This is a genomic window from Streptomyces sp. ISL-12 (assembly GCF_018614415.1).
Classification (GTDB): Bacteria; Actinomycetota; Actinomycetes; order Streptomycetales; family Streptomycetaceae; genus Streptomyces.
Genome location: NZ_JAGGOO010000015.1, coordinates 16541 through 30364, shown reverse-complemented (window position 1 = coordinate 30364; position 13824 = coordinate 16541). Strand labels below are relative to the sequence as shown.

The window sequence follows — 13824 nt, the reverse complement described above, 5'->3', positions numbered from 1 at the left end:
CCACCGCCCGCCACCACCGATCGCCCGCCACTGCCCGCCACCACCGCCCGCCCGCCACCACTGTCCACCGCCAATCGCCCGCCCCCCACTGCCCGCCACCGCTGCCCACCGCCGATCGCCCGCCGCTGCCCCCGCCGTCAGCCGGTCCGGTACAGCCCCTCCACCACGTCCGCGAAGTCCCGCATGATCACATCGCGGCGGAGTTTCATCGAGGGGGTCAGATGGCCCGCGTACTCCGTGAAGTCGTGCGGCAGGACGGCGAAGCGGCGGATCGACTCGGGGCGGGAGACGAGCTTGTTCGCCTCGTCGACCGCCCGCTGGAGGACGGCGTGCAGGTCCTCGTCGTCGACGAGCAGCTCCGGCGGCACCGGATGCTTGCCGTTCATGCGGCGCCAGTGGGTGATGCCGTCGGGGTCCAGGGTGAACAGGGCGCAGACGTAGGGGCGGCGGTCGCCCACGACCAGGCACTGGGAGATCAGGGGGTGGGAGCGCAGCCAGTCCTCCAGCGGGGCCGGGGCCACGCTGGAGCCGCCCGCCGTGATGAGCATCTCCTTCTTGCGGCCGGTGATGGTCAGGTACCCCTCGTCGTCCAGGGCGCCGAGGTCGCCGGTCGCGAACCAGCCGTCCGGCGCGGCGGACACCACACCGCCGGCCGCCGGGTCCCAGTAGCCGTGCAGCACCTGCTCGCCGGAGACGAGGATCTCGCCGTCCACGGCGATCCGCAGCCGGGTGCCGGGCAGCGGCCAGCCCACCGTGCCCAGGCGCGGCTTGAGCGGCGGCGTCACCGTCACCGCCGCCGTCGTCTCGGTCAGGCCGTACCCCTCGAAGATCTCGATTCCGGCCCCGGCGTAGAAGGCGGCCAGGCGGCGGCCCAGCGGGGAGCCGCCGCAGATGGCGTACCGGACCCGGCCGCCCATGGCGGACCGGATCCTGCGGTAGACCAGCGGGTCGTAGAAGGCGCGGGCCGTCCTCAGGGCGCGTCCCGGGCCGCCGCCCGCCCCGGTCTGGCGGGCCTCCAGCGCCTCGCCGTAGCGCACCGCCACGGACTCCGCGCGGTCGAAGACCGTCGCCCGGCCGCCGGACTCGGCCTTGGCGCGGGCGGTGTTGAAGACCTTCTCCAGCATGTACGGGATGGTCAGCAGGCACGTCGGCCGGAACGCCGCCAGGTCCGGCAGCAGCTCGTCCGGTTTCAGGCTGGGGGCGTGGCCGAGGCGGACCCGGGCCCGGACACAGGCGACGGCGACCATCCGGCCGAAGACGTGGGACATGGGGAGGAAGAGGAGGATCGAGGGTTCCTCGTCCTTGGCCTCGGCCTTGAACACCGGGTAGAGCAGCTCGATGGCGTTGTCCACCTCGGCGAAGAAGTTGCCGTGGGTGAGCGCGCAGCCCTTGGGCCGGCCGGTGGTGCCGGAGGTGTAGATGAGGGTGGCGAGGGTGCTGGGGCTGAGCATGCCGCGGCGGACGCCGATCTCGGCGTCGGGCACCTCGGCGCCCAGCTCCGCGAGCCGCTCCACATGGCCCTGCTCGATGATCCACAGGCGTTTGAGATCGGGCAGCCGGTCGAGATCCGGGCCGAGGGCGGCGGCCTGGGCGGTGGTCTCGGTGGCCAGGGCGACCGCGCCGGAGTCGTGCAGGATCCATCGGATCTGGAAGAGGGAGGAGGTCGGGTAGATCGGCACGGTCACCAGCCCGGCGGCCCAGGCGGCGAAGTCGAGGAGGGTCCACTCGTAGGTCGTCCGCGCCATGACGGCGATCCGGTCGCCCGGCGCCAGGCCCTCGGATATCAGGCCCTTGGCCAGCGCCAGCACCTGCTCGGCGAACTCGGCGGCCGTCACGTCGGCCCACCGCCCGTCCGCCGCCCTGCGGCCGAGCACCACCGATCCGGGGGCCGCGGCCGCGTTGTCGAACGGCAGGTCGGCGAGCGACCCGTGCCGGACCGGCGGGGCGAACGGCGGTACGTACACCTCCCGCACGGCCCCGTCCAGCCGCCGTGTCTCGGGCTCCACGAGGACGGGTCCGGGCGCGTCGCCGTAGGTGGCGGACGCGGCGAAGGAGGGAAGCGGAGTGGACACGGGCGGCTCCTGGGGCGGGCGGCGGCGGCTCCGCTCGGCTGCATGACGTACGCGTGCCGGCGTTCAGCGGTGGGACCGGTGCGACCGGTGGGGCCCGGCGGACCGGTGGACCGGCGGGGTGGCGGCCCCGCCGGTCGGCTTGGGGATCGTACGGGGCCCACGTGGGGAGTTCGTGCGGGTTCCGGGTCGGTCCGGGGCCGGGGTTGTGCAACCTCCGGAGTTACCTGTAAGTAGCCTCGGGAGTCACGTGTCAGCGGCCTCGCACGCCGTCCCGGGGCGGGTCAGGCGCGTTCCAGGACGGCCGTGACGCCCTGTCCGCCCGCCGCGCAGACCGAGATCAGCCCCCGGCCCGGCGCCTCCCGTTCGGCCAGCAGTTTCGCCAGGGTGGCCACGATCCGGGCGCCGGTCGCCGCGAAGGGGTGGCCGGTGGCGAGCGAGGAGCCGGCCACGTTCAGGCGGGACCGGTCCACGGGGGCCAGGCCCCGCTTCTCCCAGGCCGCCAGTGTGGCCAGCACCTGGGAGGCGAACGCCTCGTGCACCTCGATCAGGTCGAAGTCCTCGATGCCGTACCCGGTCCGCTCCAGCATCCGCGGCACCGCGTACGCCGGGGCCATCAGCAGTCCGTCCTCGCCGCCCGCCACATCCCCGGCCACGAAGTCGACGGCCGCCGTCTCGTACGCGGTCAGGTACGCCAGCGGTTCCAGCCCGCGCTCGGCCGCCCACTCCTCGCTCGCCAGCAGCACGGTGGCCGCGCCGTCGGTCAGGGGCGTGGAGTTGCCCGCCGTCATGGTCGGCGCGGGCCCGTCCGTGCCGAACACCGGCTTCAGCGCGGCCAGCCTCTCCGGCGTCGAGTCCGGGCGCAGGTTCTGGTCGCGGGACAGTCCCCGGAACGGGACGACCAGGTCGTCGAAGAACCCGCGCTCGTACGCCGCCGCCAGCCGCTGGTGACTGGTGGCCGCCAGTTCGTCCTGGGCCCCTCGGGTGATGCCCCAGGCGCGGGCGGTGACCGCCGCGTGCTCCCCCATCGACAGTCCGGTGCGCGGCTCGGCGTTGCGCGGGATGTCCGGGACGAGGTGGCCGGGGCGGATGCGGGCCAGGGCCCTCAGCCGGGCGCCCGCCGACTTCGCCCGGCGGGCCTCCAGGAGGATGCGCCGGAGCCGGTCGTTGACGCCGAGCGGCGCGTCGCTCGCGGTGTCCGCACCGCCCGCGACCGCCGACTCGGTCTGCCCGAGGGCGATCTTGTTGGCGGCGGCGACGACCGCCTGGAGCCCGGTGCCGCACGCCTGCTGGACGTCGTAGGCGGGCGTACGGGGATCGAGTACCGAGCCGAGGACCGTCTCGCGGGCGAGGTTGAAGTCGCGGCTGTGCTTGAGGACCGCCCCGGCGACGAACTCGCCCACCGCGCCGGGCCCCCGCAGCCCGTACCGCTCGGCCAGTCCGTCCAGGGCGGCGGTCAGCATCTCCTGGTTGGAGGCGGTGGCGTACGGGCCGTCCGAGCGGGCGAACGGGATGCGCGTACCGCCGACGACCGCGACCCGGCGGGCCCTCGGGGGCTCAAGGGGACTCATCTCGACCCTGCTTCCTCATCCACACGGCGACGTCCGCAGCCACGCGGCGACGCCTCCTTACCTCCGGTAACCTTACTCCAGAGTAAGCAGACCGGACGCTGGGAGTCACGCATGGCCGACCGCTATCTGAGCTTCACCGGCACCGCGCCGGGCCGTTTCCTGACCCGCCGGCTCGGCCTGCCGCAGCCCGCGCCGCTGCGCCGCTGGTCGCCGGAGCGCCCGGCCCTGGAGGGCGAGGTCCTGCTGCTGACGGCGGGCACGTCCGAACTGGACGACCTGTCCTTCCTGCGGACCGGCGCCTCGGACCGCCCCGCCGCCGTCGTCCTGGACGCCACCGGGGTCCGGGACGTGGCGGCGCTCGCCGAGGTGCACGCGGCCCTGCACCCGGTCGTGCGGTCGGTCACGGCGGGCGGGCGCGTCCTCGTGCTCGGCTCCCCGGCCGCCGCCGGCGACCACCACCAGGCCGCCGCCCAGCAGGCGCTGGAGGGCTTCACCCGCTCGCTCGGCAAGGAGATCGGCCGGGGCAGGACCGTCAACCTGGTCCGCCTCACGGACGCCCGCGCCGCCGAGTCCACGCTCCGCTTCCTGCTCTCCCCCAAGTCGGCCTACGTCAGCGGCCAGGTCATCGACGTCGGCCCCGGTGACGACGGGCCCGCCGCCCCGGCCGACCCCGCCCGCCCCCTCGCCGGACGCACCGCCCTGGTCACCGGCGGCGCGCGCGGCATCGGCGAGGCGGTCGCCGAGACCCTCGCCCGGGACGGCGCCCACGTCGTCGTACTGGACGTCCCCGCGGCCGAGGCCGACGCCCGGCGCGTCGCCGAACGGCTCGGCGGCACCGCCCTCGCCCTCGACATCACCGCCGCCGACGCGGGCGGGCGGATCGCGGCGACGGTCCCCGACGGGCTGGACGTCCTCGTCCACAACGCGGGCATCACCCGGGACCGCCGGCTGGTCAACATGCCGGCCGACCGCTGGAGTTCCGTCCTCGACGTCAACCTCGCGAGCGTGCTGCGCACCACGGACGCGCTGCTGACCGCCGGGGCGGTGCGCACCGGCGGCCGGATCGTGGCGACGGCGTCCATCGCGGGGCTCGCCGGGAACGCCGGCCAGACCAACTACGCGGCGAGCAAGGCCGGGATCGTCGGCCTGGTCCGCGCCCTGGCCCCGCGCGCGCGGGCCGAGCACGGGGTGACGGTGAACGCGGTCGCGCCGGGCTTCATCGAGACGAAGATGACGGCGGCGGTCCCCCTGTTCATCCGCGAGGCGGGCCGCCGGATGAACTCCCTCGCCCAGGGCGGTCTGCCCGTCGACGTCGCCGAGACCACCGCCTGGCTGGCCCACCCGGCCTCGGGCGCGGTCAACGGCCAGGTCGTCCGGGTCTGCGGCCAGAGCCTGCTGGGGGCCTGAGATGACCAGCACCCTGTCGACCGTCCCCGCCCTGCCCCCGCTGCTGGCCCGGGGCGCCCTGCTCTCCCCCTTCAAACGCCCCCGCCCGGACGCCGGCTTCCCGCCCACCCGGCTGCTGCTGCCCCGGCTGCGCGCCGACCTGACCCGGCTGACGGCGTACGAGCGGGTCTGCGGCTTCCCCACCGGCGAGGAGACCCTGCCGGTCACGTATCCGCACGTCATGGGGTTCCCGCTGGCCATGCGGCTGATGAGCGCCCGGGACTTCCCGCTGCCGCTGCTCGGCCTGGTCCACACGTCGATCGACATCACCCGGCGGGCACCGCTGCGGGCCGACGCGGCGTACGACTTCGCCGTGTCCGTCACCGGGCTGGCACCGCACCGGCGGGGCACCGAGGCGACGGTGGTCACCGAGGTGCGGGCCGGCGCAGGCGTCGTATGGGAGTCGGCCAGTACGTACCTGGCCCGGCACCGGACGGACCCGGCCGCCCCCGCGGCCGCCCGCTCAGCCGCCCGCGAGGAGCCCGAGCCGCTCCCCGTCCGGGCCACCTGGCACCCGGCCGGCGGCACCGGCCGCCGCTACGCCGCCGCGTCCGGCGACCACAACCCGATCCACCTCCACCCGCTCACCGCCCGCCTGTTCGGCTTCCCGCGGGCCATCGCGCACGGCATGTGGACCGTCGCCCGCTGCCTGGCGGAGCACGGCACGCCGGACGCGGTCAGGGTGCGGGCGGAGTTCCGGGCACCGGTGCCGCTGCCGGGGACGGTGGTGTACGGGGCGCGGGGCGGGCGGTTCGAACTGCGGGGCCCGCGTGACCGCGTCCACCTGACGGGCAGCGTCTACCCGGCCTGAGCGACCGTCTCCCCCGCGCCCTCGTTCTCGTCGGCGTCGTCGGGCGCGGTCCAGGGCCGGTCCGCCATCAGGTCGCCGAGCCCGGCCCAGGCGAAGTTCATCAGGGTCGCCGCCGCCTGCTTGGCGGTGACGCCCTCGGTGGCACCCGCCCAGTCGGCGAGCGACTCGGCGGCGCCGACCAGCGCCTCGGCGAGCCCCGCGACCTCGTGGCCGGGCAGGTCGGGGTCACGGTGGGCCTCACGGGCCGCCGCGGCGATCAGCTCCGTCACGAACGCGACGATCTCCTCGCGCATCGCGGCGACCTCGGCGGCGAACGGGGCGCCGTGCGTGCGGGCCTGGAGGTGCAGCACCGCCCAGCCGTCCGGATTGCGGGCGGTGTGGTCGAAGAACGCCCGCAGCCCGGACCAGAGCTGCCCGTCGGCGGGCAGCCCGCGGCGCACCCCGCCCCGCACCGCCGCGGTCAGCGCCTGTGCCTCGCGGCGGATGCAGGCGGTGAAGAGGTCTTCCTTGGAGTTGAGGTACAGGTACACCAGCGGCTTGGACACGCCCGCCAGCTCGGCGATCTCGTCCATCGACGCGGCCCGGTAACCGCGCCGCGCGAAGGTGCGCACGGCGGCGTCCAGCATCTGCTGCTCCCGGACGGCCCGCGGCATCCGCTTGGTTCTTCCGGCGCCCGCGCCCACACCCACACCCATACGCATCAGCGTACGGCCCGGGCGGAGCACTCCCGCCCGGGCCGTACGCCCGATACATCCGTATACGCTCCGATACGCCGCGAAGCTACGCGGCGGCCGGCACCTGCTCCGGCTCGCGGTCCCGTACGGGCTCCGGCTCGTCGATCGGGGAGCTGTGCGCCTTGTCGTACGCCTCGCGGTCGAGCAGGCCCTCGCGGGCCGAGACGATGACCGGGATCAGCGCCTGGCCGGCCACGTTGGTGGCCGTGCGCATCATGTCCAGGATCGGGTCGATGGCGAGCAGCAGACCGACGCCCTCCATGGGCAGGCCCAGCGTGGAGAGGGTCAGGGTCAGCATGACCGTCGCGCCGGTCAGACCGGCCGTGGCGGCGGAGCCGACCACCGAGACGAAGGCGATCAGCAGGTAGTCACCGACGCCCAGCTGGATGTCGAAGATCTGCGCGACGAAGATCGCGGCGATCGCCGGGTAGATCGCGGCGCAGCCGTCCATCTTGGTCGTCGCGCCGAACGGCACCGCGAAGGACGCGTACTCCTTCGGCACGCCGAGCCGCTCGGTGACCTTCTGCGTCAGCGGCATGGTGCCGACCGACGAGCGGGAGACGAAGGCCAGCTGGATCGCGGGCCAGGCGCCCTTGAAGAACTGCAGCGGGTTGGCCTTGGCGACGCCCGCGAGCAGCGCCGGGTAGACCACGAAGAGGACGATCGCGCAGCCGACGTAGATGTCGGCGGTGAAGGTCGCGTACTTGCCGATCAGGTCCCAGCCGTACGTGGCGATCGCGTTGCCGATCAGGCCGACGGTGCCCAGCGGGGCGAGGCGGATGACCCACCACAGGGCCTTCTGGAGGAGTTCGAGGACGGACTCGCTCAGGGTGAGGATCGGCTTGGCCTTGTCGCCGAGCTGGAGGGCGGCGATACCGGCGACGGCGGCCATGAAGACGATCTGGAGCACGTTCAGCTCGGTGAACGGCGTGATCACGTCGGTCGGCACGATGCCGGTGAGGAAGTCCAGCCAGGAACCCGTGTGGTCGGGGACCGAGCCGTCCTTGGGCGTGAGTCCGGTGCCGGCACCGGGGTTGGTGACCAGGCCGATGACGAGGCCGATGGCCACCGCGATCAGCGACGTGATCATGAACCAGAGGAGGGTGCGGGTCGCCAGGCGCGCCGCGTTGTTGACCTTCCTGAGGTTGGTGATCGAGACCAGGATCGCGAAGAAGACCAGCGGGGCGACGGCCAGCTTCAGCAGGCCGATGAAGATGCTGCCGACCTTCTCCAGGGTCGTGACCAGCCAGGAGACGTCCTGGCTGCGGGCGAGCCAGCCGAGCAGCACGCCCAGGACGAGACCGGCGATGATCTGGGCCCAGAAGGGCACCTTGAAGGACTGCGTGCGTGAGGACACGGACATGCTCCGTTGAAGGGGGACGGGACGCGCTGAGCCGACGTCACGGAAGGGGGGAAGCGGGGGACGTCAGGGGCGACAGCTTGCGGACGCGCACCGGCAGAGGTCCACGTGCAGCCGCGCCACGAGCGGGACGCTCACGGGCAGAGGGGACACGGCTGCAGACTTCATGCATCCGACTTTAACACCAATACTTTGAGAGGCCCATAGCCTGACTTTGAGAGGTTTCCGGCCACCTTCTCCCGCACAACGCAAAGCGCCCCGGCGATCACCGGGGCGCTCGTGCGCTGCGCGCGTGTCGCTCTGCCGCTACGAGGTCTGGCCCTGCGCCCGGGACGCGTCGTCGACGCCGTCCTCCTGACTGCGGTTGGCCTCCAGGTTGGCCTTCATGCGGTCCACCTTGTTCACCACCTGGACGGAGGCCCGGTCGCGCTCGCCGCGCAGCGCCACGAAGCTGATCGGGGCCGAGATCACCAGGGCGAGCAGCACGATCCACATGCCGTTGGAGTCACCGAGGGCGCTCGGGAAGACCCCGGCGTAGACGAGGCCCCAGACGACCACGAGGCAGCCCACGAAGATCCCGAGGCGCATCAGCGTGTAGCGGAGCATCTCAATCCACACTTCCGTTTCCGGCACAAAGAGGCACCGTCCAGTGAAGCACGCCGGGGCGCCCGCGCGTCAGCGGGGGTACGGGAGGCGGTACGGGGGTCAGCTCAGCGGCAGCAGCATGATCACGTCGTCGCGGTCGTCGCCGGGGGAGACGCGGATCGCGCCGGGGACGCGGCCGACCTCCTTGTAGCCGCAGGAGGCGTAGAACCGCTCCAGGCCGAGACCGCCCCGGCAGGTCAGGCGTATCGCCTCGATGCCGTCGAGGGAGCGGGCCGCGTCTGCGGCGGCGGCCAGCAGGTCACGGCCGTACCCCTGGCCCTGGTACCGGGGGTGCACCATCACGGTGTAGAGCCACAGCCAGTGGGTCATCAGCCGGTGGGTGTTGCGGGTGAGGAACGCGGTGGCGGCCACCCGCCTCTCCTCGTCGTGCCCGACCAGCAGCCGGGTACGGCCCTCCGCCATGGCCACCAGGTGCTTGACCAGCTCGGGGCGGACCGTCTCCCGCGTCACCGGCGGCACGAAGCCGACGGAGCCGCCCGCGTTGGACACGTCCGTCCACAGGTCGAGGACGCCGTCACGCAGGTCGGTCGTGACGGCCGGGTCGAGAGTGAAAGTAAGAGGCACGGCGCAATGGTAACTATTACCCCAGCGCGTGTGCCGCCACCGTCAGATCCGCGACCAGCCCCTGGTAGGCGGCCTCCCGGTCGTCCGCGCGCAGCACCGCCGAGGGGTGCACGGTCGGCACCAGCCGCTCCGGGCGCCCGTGGATCTCCTCCTCCAGCACCGTGCCGCGCACCTGGGTGACCCGGAACGAGGAGCCCAGCAGCGCCTTGCCGGCGGTCGCGCCGAGCACCACGATCAGCTCGGGTTCGACCAGCGCCAGCTCGGCGGCGAGCCAGGGGCCGCAGGCGGTCATCTCGCGCAGGGTGGGCGCCTTGTGGATCCGGCGCTTGCGGGGCTCCGCCCGCGTGAACTTGAAGTGCTTGACGGCATTGGTGACGTACGCGTCCGCCGGGTCCAGGCCGGCTTCGTCCAGCGCCCGGTCGAGCAGCCGGCCGGCGGGCCCGACGAAGGGTTCCCCCTGCCGGTCCTCCTGGTCCCCGGGCTGCTCCCCGACGAGCATCACGCGCGCGTGGGCGTCGCCCCGGCCGAACACCGTCCGAGTGGCTTCCCTGTGCAGGGGGCAGCCCCGGCAGCCGGCGGCGGCTTCACGGAGGGCGGTCAGGCCACCGTGGTCCGGTACGAAGGGCTGGGCCGTGTAGTCGTCCTCGGGGGGCATGGGGGCCGGGTACCCGCCGGAGCCGCACATGGACACAACCCCGCGCCCCTGGAGGTACGCGCGGTGGACGTACCTCCAGGGGCGCGGGGAACGGCGCGCTCAGCCACGAACCACCCGCACCCGGCGACGGGAGATCACACCCGCATCGGCTGCGGCGCGTCCCGGCGCGCCGGGTCGGGGCCGTCGAACTCCCGGATGATCTCGTACCGCGTGTTCCGCTCCACCGGCCGGAACCCGGCGTCCCGGATCAGGTCGAGCAGGTCGTCGCGGGTCAGCTTGTTCGGCGTGCCGTAGTTGTCCGCGTCGTGGGTGATCTTGTACTCGACCACCGACCCGTCCATGTCGTCGGCTCCGTGCTGGAGCGCGAGCTGCGCGGTCTGCACGCCGTGCATCACCCAGAAGACCTTCACGTGCGGCACGTTGTCGAACAGCAGCCGGGAGACGGCGAAGGTCTTCAGCGCCTCGGCCCCCGTCGCCATCTGCGTCCGCGCCTGGAGCCGGTTCCTGACCTTCCCGTCCTTCATGTCCACGAAGTCGTGCTGGTAGCGCAGCGGGATGAAGACCTGGAAGCCGCCCGTCTCGTCCTGGAGCTCGCGCAGCCGCAGCACGTGGTCCACGCGGTGGCGCGGTTCCTCGATGTGGCCGTAGAGCATGGTGCACGGGGTCTTCAGCCCCTTCTCGTGCGCCAGCCGGTGGATGCGGGACCAGTCCTCCCAGTGGGTGCGGTGGTCCACGATGTGCTGCCGGACCTCCCAGTCGAAGATCTCGGCGCCGCCGCCGGTCAGGGACTCCAGACCCGCGTCGATCAGCTCGTCGAGGATGTCGGAGGCCGACATCCCGGAGATGGTCTCGAAGTGGTGGATCTCGGTGGCGGTGAACGCCTTCAGCGATACGTTCGGCAGCGCGGCCTTCAGCTCGCGCAGCGAGCGCGGGTAGTACCGCCACGGCAGATTCGGGTGCAGCCCGTTGACGATGTGCAGCTCGGTGAGGTTCTCGCTCTCCATCTCCTTGGCGAGCTTCACCGCCTCCTCGATGCGCATCGTGTACGCGTCCTTCTCCCCCGGCTTGCGCTGGAAGGAGCAGTAGGCGCAGGACGCCGTGCACACGTTGGTCATGTTGAGGTGGCGGTTGACGTTGAAGTGGACGACGTCGCCGTTCTTCCGCGTCCGCACCTCGTGCGCGAGGCCGCCGAGCCAGGCCAGATCGTCCGACTCGTACAGCGCGATGCCGTCCTCGCGGGTCAGCCGCTCACCGGAGCGGACCTTCTCCTCCAGCTCGCGCTTGAGCCCGACGTCCATACCCACACCTTTCTCCGACAACTCGACCAACCGTACGCCTGTCTAGACCTCGTCCGGCAGCTCGCCCACCCGGTTCTCCCACTTGGTGGAGAGCACGACGGTGGTACGGGTCCGGGAGACGCCCTTGGTCCCCGACAGCCGGCGGATGATCCGCTCCAGACCGTCCACGTCGGTCGCGCGCACCTTGAGCATGTAGGAGTCGTCGCCGGCGATGAACCAGCAGTCCTCGATCTCCCGCAGCTCCTTCAGCCGCTGGGCCACGTCCTCGTGGTCGGCGGCGTCGGAGAGGGAGATGCCGATCAGGGCGACGGCGCCCAGGCCGAGCGAGGCGGCGTCCACCGTGGCCCGGTAGCCGGTGATGACACCGGCCGCTTCCAGGCGGTTGATGCGGTCGGTGACGCTGGGTCCCGACAGACCGACGAGGCGCCCCAGCTCGGCGTAGGAGGCCCGGCCGTTCTCCCGCAGGGCCTGGATGAGCTGCCTGTCCACCGCGTCCATGGATCGAAGCCTTCCGATATGTGGATCTCGAAGAATTCTGAGTTGTGTATGTGGGGGGGATGAGGGTGGGGCCTCAGAGGGGCGTACTTGAATCGGTTCCGGTACCGGTACCGGTACCGGTACCGGAACCAGAACCGGACCCGGACCCGCCGCCGAGTTCGCCCGCCCAGCGGCGGTAGAGCCGGTGCGGTACGTCCGCCGCGTCGAGGACCCGGCCGGCGACGAAGTCCACCAGGTCCTGGATGTGGGTGGCGCCCGCGTAGAAGGCGGGCGAGGCGGGCACCACGGCGGCGCCCGCGTCGTCCAGGGCCACCAGGTGCCGGAGGGTCTGCCCGTTGAGCGGGGTCTCCCGGACGGCCACGACCAGCTTGCGCCCCTCCTTCAGGGTGACGCTCGCCGCCCGCTGCAACAGGTCCTTCGACAGGCCGAGCGCGACCCCGGCGACGCACGCCGTCGACGCGGGCACGATGAGCATGCCCTTGGCCGGGTACGAACCGGAGGACGGCCCGGCGGCCAGGTCCCCGGCGTTCCAGTACCGCACCGCGTCGAGGTCGACGGCGAAGGTACCGGGCTTGCCGTCGGCGCCGCGCGCGAGCCATTCCCGCAGGTCGTCACGCCAGTGGGCGTCCCGGAAGGAGATGCCGGTCTCGTCGAGCAGGGTGAGCCGCGAGGCCCGGCTGACCACCAGGTCGACGCTCTCGCCCGCGGCGAGCAGAGCGCGCAGCACGGAGGCGGCATACGGAGTGCCGGAGGCACCTGACACCCCTACGATCCAAGGCGTACGCGCCGTCTCTCCTGGCTTGACTGGGTTCACGGTACCGAGCCTATCGGCAGCCGTGGGGCGGGAACCGGCCAAGGGGGTCCGGGCGTTGTCCGGAGGGGACGGGTGAGTCGGCGGGGGTTGACATGACGGGCAGGGCATCGGGGACGCGCAGGCCGGAATGGCCGCGCGGCGACCGGGCGAAGGCCGCGGCCAAGCTGATGGCGGCCTGGGTCGCGCTGCTGTGGCTCCTGGAACTGGCCGACGTGGCGAGCGGTCACGCCCTGGACCGCTTCGGCATCGTCCCGCGCACCCCGTCGGAGCTGGCGGACGTCGTCCCGGCGTCCTTCGTCCACTTCGGTTTCGCCCACGTCGCCGCCAACAGCGTGCCGCTGCTGGTCCTCGGCTTCCTCGCCGCGCTGGGCGGGATACGCCGGTTCCTCGCGGTCTGCGCGGCCGTCGTGGTGGCGGACGGGCTGGGCGTCTGGCTGGTCTCCCCGTCGGACACCAACACGGCCGGCGCCTCCGGCCTGATCTTCGGCCTCTTCGGCTTCCTGCTGGTCAGCGGCTTCGTCGAGCGCCGCCCGCTGGGCGTCCTGGCCGGGGTCCTGGTGGCCGCGGTCTGGGGCGGCTCCCTGCTCGCGGGCCTCGCCCCCACCCAGTCCGGCATCAGCTGGCAGGGCCACCTGATCGGCCTGGCGGCGGGCGCGGCAGCGGCGTTCGCCTTCCGGCGCCGGGGACGGACCCGGATACCGGCGGCCTGACGGGTCAGCGGGACAGGACAGTCCACACAGAAACGCCTGACAAAAGCTCGCCAAGTGTCATCGATCCGCTCACCCGAGCGGATCGATGACACTCCCGTGCCGCATGTCACGGGTCACGAGCTCGCTCGCCACCTCATCCGGTCCGCGCGGTCTGCGGCCACCGCCCTGCCCGCAGCGGTCCGCCATCCGACCGGCCCTCACTTAGGCCGATCAGAGGATCATCTGTCTCGTTCTGGACCCTACGGGTAAATACAGGACGCCGGTTTACTTTTCCGGTCAGGAGGGCCACCGCAATGTCTGATGCGGCGAATGAAGGTTTGATCGCACCTGTGTCCGTGTCTCCCCGTGCGGTCACGCAATTCGTGGCTTACGCGTTCCATCTTTCCGGCAAGCAGGGGATGTTCACGCTCCCCTCAACGCGCAAGGCGTCAACCGCTTCAGCGAAGTAGTGGAATCCATCGCTGAGATCGACGCGCAGGACAGGCCCTTCCTCGGGGAGGCGGTCATGACCCTCCACAACGTGGTGCCGCAGGACAATGACACCGTGATCGTTCGCGGCGAGGTCAACTGGCCCACACCTCTACGGGTCAGTGTGCACATCATCGCCAGAACCGTGAACTGAGCCCGA

At 72.5% G+C, this 13824-nt stretch carries 14 protein-coding genes; 4 read left to right on the top strand and 10 right to left on the bottom strand.

What is annotated here, in order from left to right:
• Positions 1 to 137 precede the first annotated feature (137 nt).
• Positions 138 to 2072: a long-chain fatty acid--CoA ligase gene (locus J7I94_RS04245; protein WP_215165197.1), complete on the bottom strand. Its 1935-nt coding sequence runs from the start codon at positions 2070 to 2072 to the stop codon at positions 138 to 140.
• A 281-nt stretch (positions 2073 to 2353) separates the two neighbouring features.
• On the bottom strand, positions 2354 to 3640 hold the full coding sequence (locus J7I94_RS04240; protein ID WP_215165196.1) for an acetyl-CoA C-acetyltransferase: 1287 nt from the start codon (positions 3638 to 3640) through the stop codon (positions 2354 to 2356).
• Positions 3641 to 3751: 111 nt separating this feature from the next.
• Between J7I94_RS04240 and J7I94_RS04235 the strand changes: the two genes are divergently transcribed.
• Both J7I94_RS04235 and J7I94_RS04230 read left to right on the top strand, forming a co-directional pair.
• On the top strand, positions 3752 to 5047 hold the full coding sequence (locus J7I94_RS04235) for a 3-oxoacyl-ACP reductase (protein ID WP_215165194.1): 1296 nt from the start codon (positions 3752 to 3754) through the stop codon (positions 5045 to 5047).
• Between the two features lies 1 nt (position 5048).
• A complete protein-coding gene (locus J7I94_RS04230) occupies positions 5049 to 5897 on the top strand; it encodes a MaoC/PaaZ C-terminal domain-containing protein (protein WP_215165192.1) in 849 nt (282 codons plus the stop codon).
• Here the strand turns inward: J7I94_RS04230 and J7I94_RS04225 are convergent.
• From J7I94_RS04225 to J7I94_RS04190, 8 genes are all read right to left on the bottom strand, one after another.
• Positions 5885 to 6592 (bottom strand): TetR/AcrR family transcriptional regulator, encoded by a 708-nt coding sequence (locus tag J7I94_RS04225; RefSeq protein ID WP_215165190.1) that lies wholly within the window; start codon positions 6590 to 6592, stop codon positions 5885 to 5887. The two genes, J7I94_RS04230 and J7I94_RS04225, sit on opposite strands and share 13 nt — an antisense overlap.
• A gap of 85 nt (positions 6593 to 6677) precedes the next feature.
• Entirely contained in the window at positions 6678 to 7994 is a 1317-nt protein-coding gene (locus J7I94_RS04220; protein WP_215165188.1) for a dicarboxylate/amino acid:cation symporter, read from the bottom strand.
• Between the two features lie 303 nt (positions 7995 to 8297).
• Entirely contained in the window at positions 8298 to 8597 is a 300-nt protein-coding gene (locus J7I94_RS04215; protein WP_215165187.1) for a DUF4229 domain-containing protein, read from the bottom strand.
• 99 nt (positions 8598 to 8696) lie between these two features.
• The gene (locus J7I94_RS04210; RefSeq protein ID WP_215165186.1) at positions 8697 to 9221 is read right to left on the bottom strand and encodes a GNAT family N-acetyltransferase; all 525 of its coding nucleotides are present in this window, start codon (positions 9219 to 9221) and stop codon (positions 8697 to 8699) included.
• Between the two features lie 16 nt (positions 9222 to 9237).
• Entirely contained in the window at positions 9238 to 9876 is a 639-nt protein-coding gene (locus J7I94_RS04205) for a UdgX family uracil-DNA binding protein (RefSeq protein ID WP_215165185.1), read from the bottom strand.
• A gap of 134 nt (positions 9877 to 10010) precedes the next feature.
• The gene (gene mqnE, locus J7I94_RS04200; RefSeq protein WP_215165184.1) at positions 10011 to 11174 is read right to left on the bottom strand and encodes an aminofutalosine synthase MqnE; all 1164 of its coding nucleotides are present in this window, start codon (positions 11172 to 11174) and stop codon (positions 10011 to 10013) included.
• A 42-nt stretch (positions 11175 to 11216) separates the two neighbouring features.
• Positions 11217 to 11672, bottom strand: a complete 456-nt coding sequence (locus tag J7I94_RS04195; protein WP_189423099.1) for an Lrp/AsnC family transcriptional regulator — start codon at positions 11670 to 11672, stop codon at positions 11217 to 11219.
• Between the two features lie 73 nt (positions 11673 to 11745).
• Entirely contained in the window at positions 11746 to 12486 is a 741-nt protein-coding gene (locus J7I94_RS04190; RefSeq protein WP_215165183.1) for a UbiX family flavin prenyltransferase, read from the bottom strand.
• A gap of 92 nt (positions 12487 to 12578) precedes the next feature.
• Here J7I94_RS04190 and J7I94_RS04185 point away from each other — a divergent pair, with 92 nt between their 5' ends.
• The gene (locus tag J7I94_RS04185) at positions 12579 to 13196 is read left to right on the top strand and encodes a rhomboid family intramembrane serine protease (protein ID WP_215165181.1); all 618 of its coding nucleotides are present in this window, start codon (positions 12579 to 12581) and stop codon (positions 13194 to 13196) included.
• 448 nt (positions 13197 to 13644) lie between these two features.
• Positions 13645 to 13818, top strand: a complete 174-nt coding sequence (locus tag J7I94_RS04180) for a hypothetical protein (RefSeq protein WP_215165180.1) — start codon at positions 13645 to 13647, stop codon at positions 13816 to 13818.
• Positions 13819 to 13824: the final 6 nt, after the last annotated feature.